The organism is Kosakonia arachidis (genome assembly GCF_900116535.1).
In the GTDB taxonomy this organism is placed as follows: domain Bacteria; phylum Pseudomonadota; class Gammaproteobacteria; order Enterobacterales; family Enterobacteriaceae; genus Kosakonia; species Kosakonia arachidis.
In genome coordinates, this window is record NZ_FPAU01000002.1 from 423,684 (window position 1) to 444,510 (window position 20,827).

General features: G+C 47.7%; 19 protein-coding genes. 9 read left to right on the forward strand and 10 right to left on the reverse strand.

Annotation, left to right across the window (positions count from 1 at the left end; translation table 11 throughout):
* Positions 1-245 precede the first annotated feature (245 nt).
* The 4 genes from hflK (BM427_RS10155) to BM427_RS10170 are packed head-to-tail and all read left to right on the forward strand — an operon-like array spanning position 246 to position 6,047.
* A complete protein-coding gene (hflK, locus tag BM427_RS10155; RefSeq protein ID WP_167518556.1) occupies positions 246-2,078 on the forward strand; it encodes a protease modulator HflK in 1,833 nt (610 codons plus the stop codon).
* A complete protein-coding gene (hflC, locus tag BM427_RS10160; protein ID WP_090121305.1) occupies positions 2,075-3,070 on the forward strand; it encodes a protease modulator HflC in 996 nt (331 codons plus the stop codon). Before hflK (BM427_RS10155) ends, hflC begins: the two co-directional genes overlap by 4 nt.
* Complete coding sequence (gene hflK / locus BM427_RS10165) at positions 3,070-4,140, forward strand: protease modulator HflK (RefSeq protein ID WP_090121307.1); 1,071 nt, start codon at positions 3,070-3,072, stop codon at positions 4,138-4,140. Before hflC ends, hflK (BM427_RS10165) begins: the two co-directional genes overlap by 1 nt.
* Positions 4,137-6,047 (forward strand): heavy metal translocating P-type ATPase, encoded by a 1,911-nt coding sequence (locus tag BM427_RS10170; protein ID WP_090121308.1) that lies wholly within the window; start codon positions 4,137-4,139, stop codon positions 6,045-6,047. The genes hflK (BM427_RS10165) and BM427_RS10170 overlap by 4 nt, the downstream gene beginning before the upstream one ends.
* A gap of 447 nt (positions 6,048-6,494) precedes the next feature.
* Here BM427_RS10170 and BM427_RS10175 read toward each other — a convergent pair whose 3' ends face one another.
* Positions 6,495-7,214, reverse strand: a complete 720-nt coding sequence (locus BM427_RS10175) for an SDR family oxidoreductase (RefSeq protein ID WP_090121310.1) — start codon at positions 7,212-7,214, stop codon at positions 6,495-6,497.
* Positions 7,215-7,255: 41 nt separating this feature from the next.
* On the reverse strand, positions 7,256-8,086 hold the full coding sequence (locus BM427_RS10180) for an SDR family NAD(P)-dependent oxidoreductase (protein ID WP_090121311.1): 831 nt from the start codon (positions 8,084-8,086) through the stop codon (positions 7,256-7,258).
* Positions 8,087-8,191: 105 nt separating this feature from the next.
* On the opposite strand from BM427_RS10180, the gene BM427_RS10185 reads away from it, so the two are divergent.
* Positions 8,192-9,019, forward strand: coding sequence for a helix-turn-helix transcriptional regulator (locus BM427_RS10185; RefSeq protein ID WP_090121313.1), 828 nt, complete (start codon positions 8,192-8,194; stop codon positions 9,017-9,019).
* 943 nt (positions 9,020-9,962) lie between these two features.
* On the opposite strand, the gene cspG is transcribed toward BM427_RS10185, so the two are convergent.
* The 4 genes from cspG to BM427_RS10205 all read right to left on the reverse strand — a co-directional run bounded on the left by cspG (position 9,963) and on the right by BM427_RS10205 (position 12,757).
* Positions 9,963-10,175, reverse strand: a complete 213-nt coding sequence (gene cspG, locus BM427_RS10190; RefSeq protein ID WP_090121314.1) for a cold shock protein CspG — start codon at positions 10,173-10,175, stop codon at positions 9,963-9,965.
* Positions 10,176-11,105: 930 nt separating this feature from the next.
* The gene (locus BM427_RS10195) at positions 11,106-11,438 is read right to left on the reverse strand and encodes a hypothetical protein (protein ID WP_090121316.1); all 333 of its coding nucleotides are present in this window, start codon (positions 11,436-11,438) and stop codon (positions 11,106-11,108) included.
* Positions 11,439-11,486: 48 nt separating this feature from the next.
* On the reverse strand, positions 11,487-11,900 hold the full coding sequence (locus BM427_RS10200) for a hypothetical protein (RefSeq protein ID WP_090121317.1): 414 nt from the start codon (positions 11,898-11,900) through the stop codon (positions 11,487-11,489).
* 134 nt (positions 11,901-12,034) lie between these two features.
* A complete protein-coding gene (locus tag BM427_RS10205) occupies positions 12,035-12,757 on the reverse strand; it encodes a hypothetical protein (RefSeq protein ID WP_090121319.1) in 723 nt (240 codons plus the stop codon).
* 707 nt (positions 12,758-13,464) lie between these two features.
* On the opposite strand from BM427_RS10205, the gene BM427_RS10210 reads away from it, so the two are divergent.
* The 4 genes from BM427_RS10210 to BM427_RS10225 all read left to right on the forward strand — a co-directional run bounded on the left by BM427_RS10210 (position 13,465) and on the right by BM427_RS10225 (position 16,225).
* Positions 13,465-13,758, forward strand: a complete 294-nt coding sequence (locus BM427_RS10210) for a hypothetical protein (protein WP_090121321.1) — start codon at positions 13,465-13,467, stop codon at positions 13,756-13,758.
* Positions 13,759-13,770: 12 nt separating this feature from the next.
* Positions 13,771-14,388 (forward strand): hypothetical protein, encoded by a 618-nt coding sequence (locus BM427_RS10215; protein ID WP_090121323.1) that lies wholly within the window; start codon positions 13,771-13,773, stop codon positions 14,386-14,388.
* A gap of 807 nt (positions 14,389-15,195) precedes the next feature.
* Positions 15,196-15,738 carry a hypothetical protein gene (locus BM427_RS25720; RefSeq protein ID WP_167518555.1) on the forward strand — a complete coding sequence of 181 codons (543 nt, stop codon included), beginning with the start codon at positions 15,196-15,198 and terminating at the stop codon, positions 15,736-15,738.
* Positions 15,731-16,225: a FidL-like protein gene (locus tag BM427_RS10225; protein ID WP_090121327.1), complete on the forward strand. Its 495-nt coding sequence runs from the start codon at positions 15,731-15,733 to the stop codon at positions 16,223-16,225. Before BM427_RS25720 ends, BM427_RS10225 begins: the two co-directional genes overlap by 8 nt.
* 536 nt (positions 16,226-16,761) lie before the next feature.
* Here the strand turns inward: BM427_RS10225 and BM427_RS10230 are convergent.
* The 4 genes from BM427_RS10230 to pstS form a co-directional block, all read right to left on the reverse strand.
* Positions 16,762-17,181, reverse strand: coding sequence for an SgcJ/EcaC family oxidoreductase (locus BM427_RS10230; protein WP_090121743.1), 420 nt, complete (start codon positions 17,179-17,181; stop codon positions 16,762-16,764).
* Between the two features lie 771 nt (positions 17,182-17,952).
* Positions 17,953-18,399, reverse strand: coding sequence for a PACE efflux transporter (locus BM427_RS10235; protein WP_090121328.1), 447 nt, complete (start codon positions 18,397-18,399; stop codon positions 17,953-17,955).
* A 388-nt stretch (positions 18,400-18,787) separates the two neighbouring features.
* Complete coding sequence (gene uspF, locus BM427_RS10240; RefSeq protein WP_090121330.1) at positions 18,788-19,222, reverse strand: universal stress protein UspF; 435 nt, start codon at positions 19,220-19,222, stop codon at positions 18,788-18,790.
* Between the two features lie 465 nt (positions 19,223-19,687).
* Complete coding sequence (gene pstS, locus BM427_RS10245) at positions 19,688-20,725, reverse strand: phosphate ABC transporter substrate-binding protein PstS (protein ID WP_090121744.1); 1,038 nt, start codon at positions 20,723-20,725, stop codon at positions 19,688-19,690.
* Positions 20,726-20,827: the final 102 nt, after the last annotated feature.

Consider the following 20,827-nt stretch of genomic DNA (forward strand, 5'->3'; position numbering starts at 1 on the left):
AATATAACATAGCGTTATTAGTTACGCTTATAGCCGAAATATTTAACACTATCTAACAAAAGTCGATTTGCCTATTTTGACTATGTAATCTCACAGCATCATTGATACGTTGTGTGTACAAAATTGACGGTGAAATATGCTGATATGATGCGGACATGGAAGGGGCAACTGGAGAAGATATGTCGCAATCCCCCTTACCTGTGGGAACCCCTCAAGTAACGCCAAGAAGCCGGCGCCTATTAATAGTGCAAACCTGCCTGTATTGTCTTCTGGTTACAACCGGCGCGGTCTATTTATTCGCGCAACTGTTTTCCGTTCCCGGTTTCTGGCTACCCGCTACGCGTCTACTCCTCGCGACAACGTTTGTGGCGCTGGCCTTTGTGGAGAATTCACTGCGCTGTGAAGGCGTTGAGCCCCAGGAGCCAGCGCCCGCTGCTGAAACAACAACTGAAGCCCCCCGAACAAGCCGGTTTTTGCCGCCGGGCCTGCAGGCCTGGCTGCAATATTTTCACCAGCATCTGGCAACAACGCTTATCACAACCCTTCTGGCAACCGTATTTGCCATCGCAAATATCGCGGATGCGCAAAGCCTGGACCAGACGAGTGCTCCCCCGCTGGCATTAACCGGCATTTTTATTCTGCTCTGTTTTACCCTGCTGCTTATTGAGCGCATGCTCAGCTTCAAAGTGATTCGGGGATGGCAATATCAAGAGCAACACACAGAACTTGTTCGTGCCATTCTGAGCATTTTTTTGCTGCTTACCACGGCATTTCTGATCACAACGCTTTCTCCCACTACGGCTCTGTGGTTCATAAAGTTGGGGAGCCTCATCGTTTTACTGATTGCGATGGAATATCTGCTGCGTGCTGCGATGGCAATAATGCTTCCCCTCCCCGCAGAATCAGAACCTCGTTTCCTCACCCGTAGCCTGTTTACGGCACTGTATCAGTGGCCGCTGCAGCCGGTGCTGCTGCTCCTGGGTGCATTTCATCAGCGATTTGGCGTCGATCTTCGTCAGATTCAGGCGTTCCGGTTAATAGGTAAAAAGCTGCTACCCGTTACCTGTGGCATCGCTGTTCTGGGCTGGTTACTCAGCGGGTTAACCGAAGTGGATCTCTATCAGCGGGGTATCTATGAACGCTTTGGACGTCCAGTCGCCGTTCTCCCCCCAGGCCTGCATATAGGCTTCCCCTGGCCGTTTGGACGCGTCATACCGGTAGAAAACGGTGCGGTACACGAATTGCAGCTTAGCGATAATTCGGAAATGAAACAGCCTCTCGCACAGCCGGACATCGCCGAAGGCCCTGCCCCGCAGAGCAGTTGGCGTCTGTGGGATAATAGCCACGCCACAGACCAGTCGCAGGTCATCGCCAGTACCGCCATGAACAGTCAGAACTTCCAGATGGTCAATACGGATATCCGTGTCATCTGGCGCGTGGGTCTGAACGATCAAGATGCGTTTAACAGTAAATATCAAACGGAGGATTTGCCGCTACTCGTACGCAGCGTTGCGCGTCAGGTGTTAATGACTCAATTTGCCAGTAAACAGCTCGATCAGTTACTTGATGAACAGCGGGTAACTCTGGCGGCCACGCTTAGCCAGGAAATTCAGCAGCGTCTTACCCGGCTTGATACTGGTGTGGAATTACTGTTCATCCGTATTGAAGCCATACATCCCCCGGCCGGGGCGGCTGATGCCTATCACAGCGTCCAGGCGGCGCAAATTGCGGGAAATGCTCTGATTGCGCGTGAAAAAGGGTATGCGGCCACCGTCAGCAATGAGGCGCAACGCAAGGCCCGGACCGGCTTCGATACGGCAGAAGCTGCGGCGGCAGAAAACCTTTCACGCGCGAAAGCCGCCGCCACCAATTTCTCCGCTGAAGAGCAGGCATGGCAACTGGCGGGAGAGGCATTTATCACCGAGCGACGCTACCAGATCCTGAGTCAGGCGCTGGCCCATACGCCGCTTCTGATCCTTGACAATCATCTGCAGGGTGAGAATGAACCGGTACTGGATTTGCGCCAGTATCCAGCCCTGGCAGACAGTACCGCACCACAGAAGGCCAGAACAAAATGAAGATCACTGCGATAACCCCCGCCAGCGATACGCCCAATGCCGTTCAGCGGCAGAGCGTTCCACCAGCCCGGTTGCCGCGCAAGCGCGCCCTTCGTATCGCCGTGGCGGCACTGCTGGTTCTACTCGCCGTCCTGACGGCCAGTTTGCTGGAAGTTCGCGCCGGCAGTGCGACCGTGATTACCCGCTTTGGCGATCCGGTACGCGTTCATCTCACGCCAGGCCTGGCGTGGAGGCTCCCCACGCCTTTTGAGTCTCCTCTGAATGTCGATCTGCGGATCCGTTCCACCTCCAGTGGTCTGCAGGACGTCGGCACGCGTGACGGGCTGCGGGTACTGGTACAGGCCTGGGTTATCTGGAAAGTCAAATCAGACGACACAGATGTACTGCGTTTTATTCGCGCCGTACAAAACCAGCCGGATGAAGCCGCCCGACAAATCCGGACGTTCATTGGTTCTGCGCTGGAAACCACCGCCAGCAACTATGCGCTGTCAGATATTGTTAATGTCGACAGAAAAAAAATCAAAATCGCACAGTTTGAGGAACAGCTGCAGACGCAGCTTAAAACACAATTGCTTAATAGCTACGGTATCGACGTTATTCAGACAGGCATTGAGCGCCTGACACTCCCCGCCGTCACCCTGAATGCTACCGTTGACAGGATGCGCGCAGAACGCGAAACCATCGCGGCTGAACGCACGGCGGAAGGTAAACGTCTGGCGGCGGAAATCCATTCAACAGCCGATCGCGATGCCCGTATTCTTGAAGCGGATGCGTCTGTAAAAGCGGCAGCCATTACGGCTGCGGCCCAGCGCGATGCCGCCAGTATTTACGGTAAAGCCTGGCGCAGCGATCCGCAGCTCTATGAGCTGCTGCGCTCGCTGGATACATTGCGTTCCATTGTTAATTCCACTACCCGCATTGTGTTGCGTACTGACGCGGCCCCATTCAGCACACTGGTGCAGGAGCCAGACCCGTTGAAAGGGAAAAAATAATGACGCCCACATTGCCAGGTCGTACGCCGTGGGGGCAATCTTACCGCATCGCCTTCTTCACGCTATATGGTACGGCGCTCATTGCTGCTGGCGCGTGGCTTTTATCCTCTGTCTATGAGATAGCGCCCGACAGCAGAGCGGTGGTATTCCAGTTTGGCAAACCCACTCGCGTGGAGAATGCGGGTCTGCTGTTCGCATGGCCGCACCCCGTCGGGCGGGTAGAGAGGGTGCCAGCCGCAGAACGGATTATGGAGCGCGAGGTCAGAATGCTCCGTCGCGATCAGCAACTTGAGCTGGTCAATAGCTGGGATCGCGAGGGGGACGCCGGGGCTGGTGCCGGCTACCTTCTGACCGGCGATGAAGGCGTCGTGCAACTTGACGTGCGTGTCTTCTGGCGCGTCAGCAATCCAATCCATTTCGCACTACAACGCCCGCATATTGATCCGCTGATCGACCGCCTGGCCGAACGTGCTGCAGTCGTCGTTTGTATGGAGCGCAACCTGGATGCCATTTTGGTGACAAGACCTGAAACGCCGCAGAACGATCCGCATTCGGCGGAAGAACGTATCCGTCTGCGCAGCGATTTTAAACAGAGTATGCAACATAGCCTCGCACGTATGGCCGCCAGCGGCAACGACCCGGGAATAACCATTGAGCGTGTCGATATTGTCTCATCGTTACCGAATAACGCCGTTGCGGCATTTAACGCGGTACTGACCGCCAGCCAGCAGGCCGATCAGGCCATTGCTGCCGCGCGTACCGCAGCAGCGTTACGCACCCAGCAGGCGCAACAGCAGGCCGATCGACTGATCCAGCAGGCCCAGGCAAGCCAGCAGGAAACGATGGCAAAAGCCAGTACCGATACCCAGACAATACTGCAGCTTGCACAGGTCCAGAAAGACGGTACGGATGGCGGGCTGTTACAACGGTTGTGGCGCGAGAACGTCACCCGCATTCTTTCCCAGGCCGGACAGGTTGTTACCGTTGTGCCCGGAGACGACAGCCATTTGATCCTACAGGGCCTCGCGGCACAGCCTGCCATGCCTTCCGCCAGCGAGAAGACACCATGAGTCACCAGTGTAGCCACGGACATATCCACTTTACCAGCGATCTGCAGACCCCGGCCGAACAGCGCCGTATGTCGAGACAGATCACCCTCGCGATGATTACCCTCGGACTGTTGCTGTTAAGTCTGCTCTGGCGCGCAATAGCGCCAGGCCAACTGGCTGTCAGCGATATTCTGGCCGGCATTGCGTGGTTCCTGGTTGCGGTACCCGTTTTCCGCGCCGGCTGGCATAGCCTGCTGCATCCGGATCTGCACGGTGTAACGGACCAACTGATCGTCCTGGCCATGCTCGGCGCATGGGCACTGGGCGATCTTATGACTGCGGCGTTACTGCCGGTGATTATGATTTTCGGTCACATTCTGGAAGAACGAAGCGTAATGGGAACCCGTCAGGCCATTGCTGGTCTGAGCCGGCTCGCACACAGCAGGGCAAGGCGTGTGCTGCAGGATGGTTCGCTGGAAAATATCAGCAGTCAGCATCTTCAGCCAGGAGATATTGTCGATGTCCGTCCGGGCGATCAAATTCCCGCGGATGGTCGCATTATTTCCGGTCACGCCAGCGTTGATATGGCCTCCATCACCGGCGAACCCGTCCCGGTTGAGGTCACAGTAGGAATGTCTGTTTTCGGTGGAACCCAGAATCTGAACGGGTTATTGCGGATAGAAGTCATCCACACGGGGGAAGATTCAACGCTGGGAAAAGTGATCGCTCTGATGCAAGAGGCCGAGCAGGCAAAGCCTCCAATTACCAGAATGCTGGAGCGTTACGCCGGTCACTATCTCATTCTTGTCCTGTTGATCGCAGCGACCACCTGGTTTTTAACCTATGACAGTCAGGCTATGCTAGCGGTGCTGGTCGCTGCCTGTCCCTGCGCCCTGGTGTTGTCGGCACCTGCAACGTCAATGGCCGGGATCGCTGTGGCCGCACGCCATGGCATATTAATCCGGAATGCGGCGTTTCTGGAGGAGTTGGCAGATGTCGATGCTGTGATTATTGATAAAACCGGCACACTGACCCAGGGCAGGCTGCAGCTGGTCAATGCCATACTGACTACCGAACGCCCCCGAGAATCCGTCTTACAGCTGGCTGCGGCTCTCGGTACGGCAAGCAATCACCCTGTAAGCCGTGCTCTGGCGGAGGCCAGTCCGACACTCAATGTCATTCCACTGTGTGACGTTGAGGAGATTCAGGGACTGGGGGTAATCGCTACCACTGGCTCGGGCCAGGCGCTACTGGGGCGGAGTGAACTGTTTGAACGCTATGGCATAAATATTTCCCCCCAACCCGACCATGATGGTCCGATCGTCGGCGTGGCGGAAAATGGCGTGTTTCTCGGCTGGTTTCTACTCGATGACACCATACGTCCGGAGGCGCCAGAAGCGATGGCGATGCTTAAGACCCTGGGTATTGACCGTCAGCTACTCCTGACAGGCGATCGACACCTGGCCGCGCAACGTGTCGCACAACAAACCGGGATAAGTGAATTGGCCGCCGAAGCACTACCGGCTGAAAAACTCCAGCAGGTTGATCAGGCGGTAAAAGAGGGATGGCGCCCCATGGTTGTCGGGGACGGCATCAACGACGCGCTGGCGCTGAAAGCTGGTGCCGTCGGTATCGCCATGGGTAGCAACGGGGCCGATATCGCGCTGGCGTCCGCGGATGTGGTATTAACCAGCAGCGATTTACGCCGCCTGTCCACAGCGGTACGGTTGAGCAGGCAATGCCGCGCCACGCTCAGGGTAAATGTGATTATCGGGCTCGGCTGGACGGTTGTGATCGTCATCGCTGCATCGATGGGATTTCTCGGTGCCGCCGGGGCGCTGGTGGCGGCCATACTGCACAATCTTAGTACACTGATCGTATTGCTGAATACCGGTCGTCTGTTGCAGTTTAGGGAAGTGGCTGATTAATATCGGCTGCTAAGACAGGAGCTTTCAGACTGGCAAGTAACCAAGACACCAGCGTTCGATCGCCGATTCCAGGCAGATAAATATTCATCAGTGGCCGGACGCAGCACTTCAGCCTCAGGGAAATAAAGACCTACCTGTCAGTCTGAACAAATCACATGATTCTGGCACAATATTCGTAACCAGTAAGCGCATACCCTGAATCAATGAAAAGTGTAACTCTCAGGTTTCGAATGACTATACCTGGCTGTGAGTTCAACCGATGGATGCAACACATTGATTGAACTCGCAACTCGCAGCGGGCCTTGTGACCTTGATTTCTGTCCGCTCCGTGCCAACAGCGGACGTTACCCGTATTCAAAATAGATGTATATCGCAGATCCAGGTGAAAGGCGGCAAATACCCACCGCCTTTCAGCTATCAGCCTCCGCAGCTTAAAGAAACTGGCGTTCAGCCTTTCAGATGTAATCCCCCGTCGCAGACAATGGTCTGGCCCGTGATGAACGTGTTGGCAATAAGAAAGATCACGGCCTGCGCAATATCATCCGGTTTACCGATGCGACCGACCGGTGTCTTCGAAGCATAATCAGCGAACACGGATGCCTTGTCTTCTTCCGACAGAAAATCCCACCAGGGGGTGTCCGTAACGCCCGGCGAAACAGCGTTAACACGCATTGGCTGGAGTTCTGCCGCCAGTACCGGAACCAGTGCAGCGATCGCAGCATTGGCTGCACCAATACCCGCCGTACCTGGCATGGCCGCATGGGCTGTCACTGCCGAAATAAAGGTCAGGCTCCCGTTCAGGGCAAGGTAAGGAAGCGCGGCCTGAGCGGTCGCGAAGTGTGCATAAACCTTTTCTTCGAAGCCAGCTCTGACTTCATCAAGCGACACGGAGGCAAAAGGCCCCGCCCCTCTGCTGCTGCCAAGCGCCAGTACCAGATGGGAAAAACTCCCAATATGCGCAAAACCCTCAGGTAGTCCCGACGGTTCCGCAGCGTTCATGACAAGTGTATGGATATCCCCGCTCAGCGTATCGCGTGCAGATGCCAGTCTGCTGGCGCTCCGGCCGGTAATCGTCACTTTATATCCCTGGACCAGGAGCAGCCTCGCCGTACTGAGACCAATACCGGATGAGCCGCCAACAATAACAACGTGTTGTTCTGAAGTCATAAAATTTCCTCTGATAAATGTGAAAACAAGGGGGAAATTGCTTACGAGACCGGATCGGTGAGACCCGTGAGTGTAAAACTGAGGGCGCGGAGTTTCTGACGTGCGTCAGCATCGTAAGCCTGAGCTAGCGCGCGTGAAGTACGGAGTCCGTCAAAGTACTGGCCTGACTGGCCGTTGAGGGCAGACGAGAGGGCAAGATTCAGGACAGCGTCCGCCCCCTCTTCAACGCTGGTGACCGGAATAATGCCGTCTCCGTACACCATCCCTGTGTCCATATATGTTGCCGGATGCAGGGCGTTCACTGTTATTCCTGTCCCGCTCAGTTCCCGGGCGAGGTCGAAGGTGAAAAGAATCTGTGCAAGCTTGCTCTGGCAATAGGCGCGCACCCCGCTATAGTGTTTTTTCAGCATTACGTCGGAAAAGTTGATGGACTGCTGACCTGCTGAAGCGACATTGATGATGCGGGCATCTCCACTGCTTTCCATGGCCGGTAACAACAACCGGGTCAGGAGAAAACTGGCCAGGTAATTGACTGCGAAGCGGAGCTCAAAGCCGTCCGGGCTTTCACAACGTCCGATGTAAACGCCAGCAGCGCCAATACCGGCATTGTTGACAAGTAAATCGAGCCCCGGATGCTCATGCCTGATCTCTGCAGCAAGCCTGCATACCTCAGAAAGAACGGACAGATCGGCCATGTAAAATACCGCCTTACCGCCAGCATCCAGAATGGCTTTGGTTGTTTCTGCGCCACGTTTCCTGTCACGACCGTGAACCAGCACGGTCATCCCGGAGCCTGCAAGCCGTTCGGCTACGCGCCGACCAAGTCCATCCGTTGAGCCTGTAACAAGAGCTATTTTTTCACCTGTTGCCATGATATTGCCTCCCGGATATGTGTTTGCCGGAAGGGATTTTTACAGAACTGAAAATGCTAACCAGTTTCGGTATTATCATGGTACCCATACTAACAGGGTGAGCGTATGTACAAGAGTCAGGCTGAGAAACGAGAAGCCCGCAGGAAAGCGTTTGGTGATTTTTTACGTTCCCGGCGGGAACGGCTGACACCTGCGGCTGTCGGTCTTCCTGCGGGTTTCAGAAGACGTACACCCGGCCTCAGGCGTGAAGAGGTTGCCCTGCTCGCGGGAGTGGGTACCGCCTGGTACACATGGTTGGAACAGGGCCGCGACGTACGGCCGTCTGCCGACGTGCTGTCCGCCCTGGCTGTGGCCCTTATGCTGAGTCCTGACGAACGCAGACACCTGTTCACCCTTGCAGACCGCTCCTTTCTGAATGCAGATACTTTTAACAGCAGTGAAACCGTCCCGGACGCGCTTATCCGGATGATTGACGGTATGAAAGCGCAGCCAGCTTACGTGCTGGGGCGCCGATGGGATATTCTGGCCTGGAATGCGGCAGCCGTGCATGTTTTCGGCGACTTTGGCCAGCTTGAGGGCGATGCCCGGAATATGATGCACCTTATTTTCACCAGTGAGCGACACCGAAACCTCCTGAAGGACTGGAATGAGGTTGCCCAACTGTCGCTTGCCATGTTCAGGGCAGACAGCGCACTGTATGTCGGTGATACTGATTTTGAACGGCTTATCGGTTTGCTGATGGAAAATAGCGCGGAATTTTTTGCGTGGTGGCCGCGGCAGGATGTGGTGCAACAGCCATCTACCGTGAAGCGTATACAGCATCCTTCTGAGGGCCTGCTTGAATTTGAGTATCTGAATCTTGACGTCACCCAGTCTCCGGGAATGCGGTTTATTGTTTGTACACCCCGCATGGTGTCAGGTCATGGAGATTAAGGCGCTTAAATACATTTTAAGCATGAGCAACGTCCCCCCTTCGATTAAGGATAGCGTTGCATTGCCCCATTGAACTCACAGCACGAAGCGGACAAACTAACTGCGCTGATGGTCCGCTGTGAGCGATGAAAAAGACGTTACCACAAAAAATACAACCAACGCTGACCCGAAAGAAACTGGCTTGATTATGGTGATTAAAATCCTCTGACCAGAGGATAAAATGATGTGTATATCACCGGGGTAACAGAATGATGTTTCCCCTCTGATTGTTCAGACGGAACGAACATCATCGATGGCAAGTGCGTCGTAGCCTTTCCATTTGTAATTCAGTATCGAAATCAGCCAGCAAAGACTTAAAAGTGTTGCCAGACAGCTCAACAAGAGGCCAAGAAAAACTCTGGACTATGAATCACACGCAGAGCGGTTCAATCAATGTGTTGCATCCATCGGTTGAACTCACAACGAGGAGCGGACATTGACTTAACTGGATCACAAGGGTCAGGTCACCCGTACAGCAAAATCTGATAGCACTTAATTAACGACTGTTGAATGTGGTTTATATTTGGTAATGAAGTGAGAGACGCAAACAGACTTCCTGTGAAAGTTACTGATACTGCTTATTCTGAAAAACACCCGCACCGGTTGGTTGACCTGTGAATCATGAATATTATTATCTCTCAGGCTTATTATTAAACAGACTTAGGGAGAACTGGTGTTGGGCTGGAAATAACTAATCGGCTTTCTTTTTGTCACCATCATTGGGTTTGCGCTATTTGGTTTCATTTTTTCACTCCAGCAACTGCAGTAAAATGACTGTCACCCTTATTACATGCCATCCATGAAACACAAAAACCCGCTCAGGGCGGGTTTTTGATCACGTTCACTTATCTACTCAGGCCAGTGCCGTCATCGCTGTCGTAAGCGTCTGTGTTGTTATCGGCAATTAAAGCGCGACAACATTTCCGGCAGCCGGACCTTTGGCACCATTCTCAATCGAGAACTCAACCTTCTGGCCTTCGTCGAGTGTTTTATAATCGTTGCTCTGAATGGCAGAGAAATGAACAAAAACATCTTTGCTGCCGTCAGCTGGCGTAATGAAGCCGAAACCTTTGTCAGAGTTAAACCATTTTACTAAACCAGTCATTTTATTCGACATAGATACTTCCTTTAATTTTCTTGAGCCACACGTTGTGGCGAACATGGCCTGCTTGCAGATGAGGACTTACTGGGCACTTAGGAGGAGGCTCATGCAGAAGAGTATCTGAAGATAACGCTTGAAATGAGGACTGCTTTACTAAAACTGCTTTCATAAGGTCTGTATGCCAAACCGATGACGCATAGTGGACTCATATGAGTTGATAAGCAAGATTAATTTTGTCAGTAATCTGTTGAGGAAACTTACGATTCAAAGGGTGAGCAATCTTAAAAGCCCTGACCATTGCAGACAGGGCTTTTAAGGTACTACAGACTTCAGATTTAACATTAATGGACTTAATAAAGTGATACAGCTATTTATACTGCTTTCAAATGTACCCGTTCATTACAGATAATATTGGGCATTAATACTAAAAAGCCTCCCTCTATTTATCTCGTTATACACCGCCTGCACTTTCAAAACTTAAGTGTGGCAACTTAAACAAGCACATCACCCATCGCAACATATACTCTTTGATGCGTTGCCCGTTGCTGATACGGTTATCATCAAAAAAAGAAACCGTCAGCATTAACTAAAAAAACAAGGCCTTACATCGTCGCGCTAACACTACCATTCTGCGAACCAGCACAACCACTACAAGGCCTGAAATCGAACTACATCCCAAACAACAAACTTCGTGGCCTGTAAAGCAAAATGGATTAATCAAGAACTTCTTTGCTATTCAATAAATTACTAACAACTTTCATTGTGCTGCTGAGCACTAATTTACTTATTTGAGATGTGAGGTCAATACTGTTTTTTAAAACATGTTTTTATTAACAGCGATTGTGACTGTGCTACATCCCGCGACCCATTGTACCGACCCATTAGCAACGTCCGCTGTTGGCACAGAGCGGACCTTAGTTTGACAAATCTGAACACTTTCGGGTGCTATGACTCAATAGTCCCGCCAAAAATGCGCATGGTATTAAGCTGCTCAATACTGTAAGGCCGGGATATCCAGTAACTGTCGAACTCTTCAACACCAAACTCTTCATGATTAATTCCATTGATGGCAATCACACGACCATTCGGAAGTTCAACCTGATAGTTGGGCCTGACACCTGTTCCTGACAAACCGATGCGTATAAATATATTTTTGTCGTTCACTTTCGGATCGTCAGACGCCCTACGGCGTTCAGCCAAATCACGAGCTGCCGACTTCATCCTCTCGAAGTGATCCAAAGGGATGTCTTTGAAATTACCGTCCCATAACTTGTCCATAAAGCCTCCAAAAGCCCAAATATTTACGCCAGAATTGTAGTCTGCTGCTCAGACGCGAATAATAATTTCAATACTATCGACAGAAACTTCATACTTTTTAGATAAAAGTATCTTCACGTTTTGAATTGTTATTCCTTCGGGGAAAGGATCTTCTTCAGGTGCAGCTTTTGGTGATTCGATGTTAACTTCAGGTATCTTATTGAATTTTAATTTTCTTTCATCAATACCCAACTCGGATAGTGATGGGCAGGCTACTGGATTTCTGGCACCATCCCACATGTCAGGGTAAGAGACTTCAGCATACTGTCTGACTTTGATTAACCATTTTTTAGGGCACTTTCCATCCCATTCAGGAGAAAGAACAACGTCCGATATCATTCCAACAAAGAAGGCGTTTTTGTGTGGTGCAGTTACTGTTCCACAGTCGTCATTATGATTATCAGTCAGGTCTCGGTTCTGCACACAAACCACGTATTTACAACGTGATGCTCGTTTTCCGCTTAGCACCCATGCACTGGAACCTCCATCGCTTTTCAGACGATCAATGCCACGTTAACCTGCGAAGGAGGAAACGTTAAAGGTACCAAAGATTCTTGTCAGTCACAGGTGAGCGTAGCAGTAAGGTATGACGTGAATTGTCCAGCGCCAGTCATGGCGTTGGTTTTAAGATTAAGGCTTATCCCTGTATCGCCGGGCGAAGAGAGCCACGAATAACGCCCCATGTTCTTAGCATTTACGGGGGTTATGGTGAGTTGTGGGTTATCAATTGAGAGGACACCGTTCTCCCCTATGTCATTACCGGTGAAGGTGACGCGGCCGTTACCAGATGTCGTTACCGGTAGCATGATGCTCCTTGATAAACCTGGGAATATACGGCCTGAGTCAAGACTGCTGACATTTGCGGAGCAGGTTTTTGCGGCTTCCACAGCAGCGATCTGGTTTGTGACTCGGGAATAGCTAACACCATAACCCCAAGAGTCACAGGTGAGCGTACGTGGAGAAGAAGCGTCGTTTTTGATCACGACATACACCCTCTTTCCGTCACTGTAGAGATTCGTTGCGCCGCATTGAGTATCTTTTCCGAATTGCAGGTCACAGACCTTACCGTCATACGTGTTATAGACCGTCCCGGACAGGCCACCGCCACCGCTTCCCTTGCAATGATACCAGAGACCAGTGTCTTCCATTGGGAAAACGAATTTTCTTAATGCCAGGTCTAAGGTAGCGCTACCTGGAACAGATGCGCCCAGTTCAATGGCGATGCTGTCAGCGCAAGCGCACACAAGTATTACGGAGACGAGTGTTTTACGAAGGTTCATTGAGTTCCCTTTCTTTAAAATCTTTAAATATGCGCAACTCTGACGTGGGCGAACGCCTATTGTGTTTGTCGTGGTTTAATGAATTTGGCCGCTTGATTTGAGGATATATTCTCCACACCCAAGCCGAATTTGGGTAGTTACACATTAAATATTTGAATATATATTTTTATATTCATAAAAATTAATATTTCAGTTTTTTTTATTCTGTTTTTTGGTCACCGCGCATTCAATTACCACTTTAATACAAGCCCGGGAAGAGCAGATTTAGCTCACGTAAGCAGGAACAGTCTAAAAGAGCAGTGGTAATCCCCTCATTTAAACCGGACACTTCACCAGTAAGACATTGTCATATCGGCTGGAGTGCCACCACAGGGGGATCAGCAGTGTCATGGTTCAGGACTTACTTATAGTAAGTCTTAAGAAGTGGTGAGTAATACACTGAGGGCTCCACACCCGGTAGAATCATGCTGTCTAAGTAATAGCATTCTCTTTCATACCTCACACCGAGCGATAATCAGGCGCAATGATTTTGTACAATCACGCATCTTGCAAGTTCTTGAAAACAATATTACTAGTGCAATATGCATATATTCATCAAAAAATTAGATTAAAAATCTAAATATGTCGAAATTATCAATCAATATTGCTAACAGTAGTCACATTACTCAGGATACTGACAAGTAAGATTAAGTGGTATCAGATAACGTATGAAAAAAGTTTCTAAGACAGATGACTCAGTAATGATGACCCCTTTTGAATTCGATGATCAGATGGTCAGTCGCGACGCTATCGTTGACAGACTACGTAAATATGGCTTTATTGAAATCGCGACACTGAATCATTTCCTTTATTTTTTCTGTGGCATCGTTCCAGATCGTGCAAGTTATCTTTATATAAAGGAAAAGCTACAAGAGTGCCTGGATATACATAATAACGGCAGTGATTATTTTCTCGAAATACACAGACTGGTACAGGATATTGATTATGCCATGTCCATATAAGGAGCAATCACTGTGAATAACAAAACGTGCATTGTACTGACCGAAGATTACTACTTGTATCTCGGTTTTAAACATCTTGCCAGCGATTACGACTGTATGATGTGTGACTTCTCAGGAAAACAAATAAATCATATAGATTTTTTGCATCCCATTATTATCGTTGATCTCAGAATGTTAATCACCGGGAAATGGGTTGGATTTTCTAAACTCAGGGAGCGATATCCTGGATCTCTTTTTTTACGTTTGTCGCATCGTTCAGTAAGTGGGTTTATATCCGGAAACGCGGAGCTTGAAGCTGACAATAAATATATTAATAACACTATTTTTCGCATGGCCTCGACCATTCCCTGCGCCATGCATTTTGATGACAGGAATGACGACAGCGCGACAAAACTTACAAAAGTCGAAGACAGACTGATACCACTGTTCGCCGGAGGAACAATTATCGCGTTGCAGTCAAGAGCTATTAGAAGCTCAACCAAAACACTTTACGCACACAGAATTAAGATCAGCAACAAACTAGGGCTACGGCGTCCGTCTTATCTTACTTTTTTCCTCAAAAGTATGTCTGACAAATTTTTTGCAGTAAGGCAAACTGGACTTAGTATATTTGAATACGACTGCAAGTAAGATCCATACTTTGAGCCACCGTTGAAAGCTGCTGGTCTGGTTTAATCTCATTATTCAGTTAGCCTTTCTTCTGGCAACACGCACCTCCCCTTTGGGCATAGGTTTATATGCCCTGGCGTTGGTTACTCTGCTTCGCATAAAGGCCTATCTCTGTAAAGCAGGCAAACCACTGATACAATGTTTATGCACTTCAATATTAACCTGGAGATACCGATTGGTCTGAACAAACTCTGAATATCTTCTCATGGTTTCTAAAACCTGAGAATGCTCTCAACGATCGGCTACCCTGTTGGATTTACGTCCAGCACATACGCAAATATTGTATCAGCGATGCTTAGATGACCATGTGCGCAAAGTGATAGCGTAAATTCACAGATAAATTAGTTCTCACAAAGAATACGGCAACTTCCTTGACCCTGGCTTTTTCAATTACATATATATTCAGCCAATGATTATATTTCCACATGGAGGAGAGATAGAAGTGGTGCATTAGAAAATGGGTTGTATATCTATAATACTTTTAGTATTTATCATGTGTCAGTTTTAAACGCAACAAGTGGAGGTTTTGTGCGGTATATAATAAATAATTCGATAGTTTTTGACAGAGGAGATGGTTCGCTCAAACACCCGGAGACGAATGACGTCGTCCAGCTCCCTCTTCCTGCGCAGCGCTTGCTACTGATAATTCTCGAGTCAGGAGGTGAAATTCTAAGCAGAGATTTTTTATTTCGTGAGGTTTGGGACAAATTCGGACTTACTGGTTCGAATAGCAATCTGAACCAGTATTTGAGCCTTTTACGGCGAAACATGACGGTATTTGGGTGTGAAAATTTTGTCATAACTTTGCCAAAAGTCGGAATAAGACTTGATGAGCATGTTAGCATTGTGAAGGATACAGAAGAGGAAATATCTGACCATCCTTCTGCTCCAGCACCGGTTGAGCCACAGGATGAAAAAAAATCAAACGCATTTTTTTTAAAATTTATCTTGATCGGGCTAACTGTCCTTATCTTTATTACACTGGCAAGCGTGTGGATCTTTAATGTCAGGAATACAGCACGGGACCCAGTATTTTCCGCACATACCTTACAAGCAGGTTGTATTATTCACACTATTAAATCTGAACGTGAGTACTATAGTGGAAAAATCGAAAAGCAGGTTTTAAAGATTCTTAAAGAAAACAATCTTCCTTGCCGGAAAGGATTTAATGTTTACTTTGACTACTACACTTCAACCAAACCCCAAACATATGGCCGGACAATGCTGTCATTTTGTCGCCCGGCAGCTAATGGGGTCAACAGAGCGTGTGATAACATTTATTATTTAGACCGGAAAGAAATTAATGATTAAGAAAACTGTATTTGCTCTTATTGCCGTCATGGTGGTTTCCGCACCTTTTGTTGTCAAGTTGGCACAAGATAAAATAAATAGATTCAATAATTTTCCATTTAAATGCCTCTCCTTCACGAGGTATGTTCTTGATGACGAGGGCAGGAAAGTCCATATGAACATTGCCCAGGATTTGAGACTTTATACTTCTGACAGAGGATATCTTCTGCTGAACGGGAATGTTGTTGACGGCGATAAAACAAGCAGATTAAGCCGTGCAATTCGCCTGGGAAATGGTACCTTAGTACAGGGTAAAACATTCACTTATGAAATCAAAGATATTGAATCTCTGGACGGTGATGGTAGTGATGACAAAATATTCCAGCTACTTCTCAATGAATACAGAACGGGAAGTCGTGAGTTTCAGATTGATGTGTTCAAAATTGACAAGCGCACCTGGTTAATAAGGGGACCCTATGCGTTTATTAATACTTGTACGCGTTACTAGTGTGTAAGTATTATGTCATTGCATGGCCCACCATAATTCCATAATGCATTGATAAACAAAATAAATAACAGTTCTTTTTTAAGGAAAAGTGTTAAATAGAGAATATTTGATATGTTTTTAGCCTGACGGTAATAAATTCGATGGCAGCAACTTAAACCTTCAGGACATCGCTCGCCCTTTCATGCCGTGTTGCTCAGTGACACTGTTAATCTGCACTCGCCCGCATGACCTAAGATGATATATGTGTAGCCACCGAACTCAATATCCTGTTGGATGTAAATATTCTTACGAAGTCCTGGCAAGCTAAAACCAACATCACTGGCCAGACACCGAAGGAATTTATACGAAGTATGAAAAAGGACGGAATCGCTGATTAAGCCAGGTATAGATATCAGGAAGGGCGAAAACGCTATGGCATCTGTAATCCCAGGATGCCTTATACAGGGTGCTGATTACCCCCTTACATCCTGATACTCCGGGCGAGGACGTAAGGGGATTTGTTAATTAATATTTAAATTATCCTAAAATCTATGCATTTAACCTTCAGGCATTGCAGATGAATGATGGGAAGAAATTTTCCAATCCTTTCCATCCCAGACATAGGTAAATGTATAACGAGCAGATACTTTGGTTTTATCTGCAAATGTGAACGTGTATGTTCCTACGTCTATTGCTTTATTGCATCCCAGACGTATTGTTCTACTGTCAATCTTACCAACTGGTTTTTTCTCAAGAAAATGCTCAAAATAATCAATTCGCTCTTCGTCTGTAAGCCTTACTTTATTTGATACTGTAGGTAATAAAACTGCATCGCTAAGATAATTTTCACTGACCTTTTTTGCATCACCGGTTTGAAGTGAAGCATTCCATTTTTCAAACAATGCTTCAATTTGTGTATGATCAACCTTTACACACGAAGTTGTCGTTGTGGCTAATGAAACATTTGTTACCAGCATTAATGTAGCGAAAATTCCTAGCGATTTTATTCCATGTTTATTATACATACGTATCCTTATGACGAAAAAAAATTAAAAAATAAAAATGAAGAGGTAATATTAATAACAGTAATGCATTTCAAAATCAACTCTCATTTACCTTTTCATTTTATTATTTACACTGACATACAGACGCTGGCATTTTCTTTTTAATTGGTGGATTTGTAACGTATATTTTTTAAATAAATCTTAAACTGCGTTACTTAAATCCCTGCTGAAATTGTTATCGCAATGTAAACAGAAATCATTATGTACCATCAAATGCAGCACCACATTTTCACTGTCTGTCAGGGATTAATAAAGCACGGCTAATTGCAGCTCTGCGACTTCTTCCCTTCCCGACTACTAAAACGCTGATTACTTTCTCCGATAATAGTTTTACCACCGATAAAGTAATGGTAAAAAAACAGCTCTCGCAATGAGCCTGAAGGATAAAACCAACGCAGATTGTATAAGTCATGTTATGTTTTTCACCATGTCGAGATGGCTGTCGGCTCTGGATATCACTGTGGTTTGATTACGTACTATTTTTCATGTCATTAAGAGGAAATCATGATGAGATATATTTTATAATGATTTTGAATCAATTTAACTCAAAACTATCAGAAAATCACTGGCAGCTAAATTTTCCAGAGATATAGCTCTTATGTCCGAATAACATAAACATCTACAAAAATAAAATCGTTCTCAACCTTCTATTAAGTAACATCCTACGGCTGTCATTACTTATCGTTAACCATTCCTGATAACTCTGCTCCCAACAAAAAACCAGCGAAGATAGTCGTAGATCCAATTAAATACCAGGGTGTAAGGAAGAAAGAAAAGAACTAATCCAACTTCTATCCAAAAAGCTTCTTGCACAGACAAATTCAAAGTAAACATGGCCACAGGAATTAAAATGATGATAAGTCCGGCTTCGAACGTAATCGCATGAAGAGATCGTGCAATAAAATTACGACAAAATTTATACTCTTTCTGAATATTGTCGAAGCATTTATTAAAAACGAAATTCCACACCGTAGCTGTAAAGGCAGAAATGACTGACAGAAGGCCAGATTGCAGAACGGAAACATTCATTATCCATGCAAGCAAGAAAGCAATACTGACGTTCGCAATCACTTCAAACAGGACTGCATGAAGAATCCTTTCCTGAACACTTTTGTTTAGTTCAATTTCCATAGAATCATAATAATACTAACGAAGACGAAGCGTCTAAGTCTATCGCTCACACTTCAACAGAAATTAAACATATAATAAATATCTCAAACAGGCTAATTTATCTAACGAATAAGCTTCCGGATGCCCCGAGTTTTAACATACCTCGTATGACATGTTTTAACACGCTGTTTTACAGAATATTCGCGACATGCCGGCAATGCACAATGCAACGCGGTTTCCGGGACAGAAACTACTGACACAGTAATCCTCTCCCCGGAGCGAGTTCATCGCACTCAGTGAAACCAACCCTGACTCAGCACTCCGCCAACGACTGTATGCAGGAGCTTCAGGAGAGAGCAGGACACTCCTGCCTTCTCCGGGGTTCCTTTTCTGGCAAGTGCAGGACATGTTACCGAACGACCAGAACAGGGCATCTGGCGTGTCTCACCACTGCCGCAGCATTTGAACCTAACAGATAGGTAGAGATATCCGGCCGATGCGAGGAAATGATGATCAAATCCGCATTAATCGAATCGGCGAGCTTGAGGATTTGATCCTTTGGTGATCCGGTTACAACATGGGTCTGGATCTTTTCAGATGGCAATTTGAATTGCTTAGCAAGCTCATCCAGTTTTGATAACGCTGCATGCTGAATTTCTTTCATTTTCGGCATTTCAAGCGAATAGGCCAGACCCAACGATGAGTAATATGGTACCGAGGGTATAACCGTGAGAAAATGTACTTTGGCGGTATTCATCACGGCGTGCGCCTGCACAAAGGGTATGACCTGATGGGTCAGCTCTGTTTCAGAAATATCGATGGGAACCAGAATAGAATTGTACACTTTCGATCTCCTGTATTATTTTGATCACTTCAGAATAGTCTCCTTACAATTAAAAAATGTGTACCTGCTGCCAAATTTCAGCCCTTATCGAAGATGAAATATACCCTGAGGACGGCACATCAAAACCAGAAGATTGCGCTGTTTCATTAAGATAACGAACCGTGACACGGCGACCAGACAATCGTTACACCCGTTACCTGAAGATAAAAGAAGACCTCCCTGCCGATAATTATATTTCTTATCACTTTGAAGAAATTACTGATTTCTCTGGTCTCATGATTCAGCCAAAGTTCTGCAAGCGCTGATGGTGGAATTGTCGACTGAGATCTGGCCAGCGTTCCGGCACTCTGGAAGATTGAAAGCACCCGCTGGAAATCAATCACCACCTCCCCAGAAGGTGGTTTAGGGGTGACAATAAAAAAGCCCGGTACACAAGTATCGGGCTTTTTACAGGGTGATAAAAAATTAGTACAGCGCTTTACCGGAAGCGTCCTTGATATTCGCTTTCCAGGCAGCACGAATCTGGCTGGTTACAGAATCCGGCAGCGGTGCATAGTCAAGGCTGCTCGCAATCGCACTACCGTTTTTGTAAGACCAGTCGAAGAATTTCAGCACTTCTGCGCCTTTCGCGGCGTCATCCTGTTTTTTGTAGACCAGGATAAAGGTCGTAGAAGAGATTGGCCACGCGTCTTTGCCTTTCTGGAAAGTCAGATCCTGGGCAAAAGATTTGCCCCAGTCAGCCCCTTTAGCGCTGTTGCTGAAGTTCTGCTGCGACGGTTCAACGACTTTGCCATCGGCATCAAACAGTTTAGTCCAGGTCAGGTTGTTCTGTTTGGCATACGCATATTCCACATAACCAATAGAACCAGGCAGGCGCTGAACAAAAGCGGCCACGCCGTCGTTGCCTTTACCGCCGAGACCGACCGGCCAGTTAACGGTTGTACCTTTACCGATTTTGCTGGCCCAATCTGCGTTCACTTTAGACAGGTAGCTGGTGAAGACGAATGACGTGCCGGAGCCATCTGCACGGCGTACAACGTTGATATTGGTGTCCGGCAGTTTTACTTTTGGGTTCAGCTTAGTGATTTCCGGATCGTTCCATTTTTTGATGGTACCCAGGTAGATATCACCCAGCGTTTTACCATCCAGAGTCAACTCGCCGGATTTCACGCCCGGGATGTTCACCGCCAGCACCACGCCGCCGATCACGGTCGGGAACTGGAACAGGCCGTTTTTTGCCAAATCGTCATCGCTCATCGGAGCGTCGGATGCGCCGAAATCAACGGTTTTTGCAATGATCTGTTTGATACCGCCAGAAGAACCAATTCCCTGGTAGTTGACCTGAGAACCCACTTGTTTCTGATATTCAGCGGCCCACTTTGCGTATACTGGAGCCGGGAAGGTGCCACCTGCGCCCGTCACATTGGTTGCTGCAAATACGGTAGTCGTAGAAAGCGCAAGTGCTGCGGCCATCAGGCGAACAGATGCATGAAACGTTGCCATAATCTCTCCAAAAACAAATAAGTTGATAGATTTTTGAATAATTTTGCGGACGGAGGGAAGCATAGAGCGCTTACATGACAATTTTGTGTCAAGACAAAAAAA

Coding starts and splice junctions, on each gene's coding strand:
- cspG (WP_090121314.1), bottom strand. CDS start 10,175: ATGTCGAATAAAATGACTGGTTTAGTAAAATGGTTTAACTCTGACAAA.
- BM427_RS10235 (WP_090121328.1), bottom strand. CDS start 18,399: ATGGAAATTGAACTAAACAAAAGTGTTCAGGAAAGGATTCTTCATGCA.
- hflK (WP_090121307.1), top strand. CDS start 3,070: ATGACGCCCACATTGCCAGGTCGTACGCCGTGGGGGCAATCTTACCGC.
- pstS (WP_090121744.1), bottom strand. CDS start 20,725: ATGGCAACGTTTCATGCATCTGTTCGCCTGATGGCCGCAGCACTTGCG.
- BM427_RS10185 (WP_090121313.1), top strand. CDS start 8,192: ATGTACAAGAGTCAGGCTGAGAAACGAGAAGCCCGCAGGAAAGCGTTT.
- hflC (WP_090121305.1), top strand. CDS start 2,075: ATGAAGATCACTGCGATAACCCCCGCCAGCGATACGCCCAATGCCGTT.
- BM427_RS10195 (WP_090121316.1), bottom strand. CDS start 11,438: ATGGACAAGTTATGGGACGGTAATTTCAAAGACATCCCTTTGGATCAC.
- BM427_RS10210 (WP_090121321.1), top strand. CDS start 13,465: ATGAAAAAAGTTTCTAAGACAGATGACTCAGTAATGATGACCCCTTTT.
- BM427_RS10180 (WP_090121311.1), bottom strand. CDS start 8,086: ATGGCAACAGGTGAAAAAATAGCTCTTGTTACAGGCTCAACGGATGGA.
- BM427_RS10230 (WP_090121743.1), bottom strand. CDS start 17,181: ATGCTGGTAACAAATGTTTCATTAGCCACAACGACAACTTCGTGTGTA.
- BM427_RS10225 (WP_090121327.1), top strand. CDS start 15,731: ATGATTAAGAAAACTGTATTTGCTCTTATTGCCGTCATGGTGGTTTCC.
- BM427_RS10205 (WP_090121319.1), bottom strand. CDS start 12,757: ATGAACCTTCGTAAAACACTCGTCTCCGTAATACTTGTGTGCGCTTGC.
- BM427_RS10170 (WP_090121308.1), top strand. CDS start 4,137: ATGAGTCACCAGTGTAGCCACGGACATATCCACTTTACCAGCGATCTG.
- BM427_RS10175 (WP_090121310.1), bottom strand. CDS start 7,214: ATGACTTCAGAACAACACGTTGTTATTGTTGGCGGCTCATCCGGTATT.
- BM427_RS25720 (WP_167518555.1), top strand. CDS start 15,196: ATGACGGTATTTGGGTGTGAAAATTTTGTCATAACTTTGCCAAAAGTC.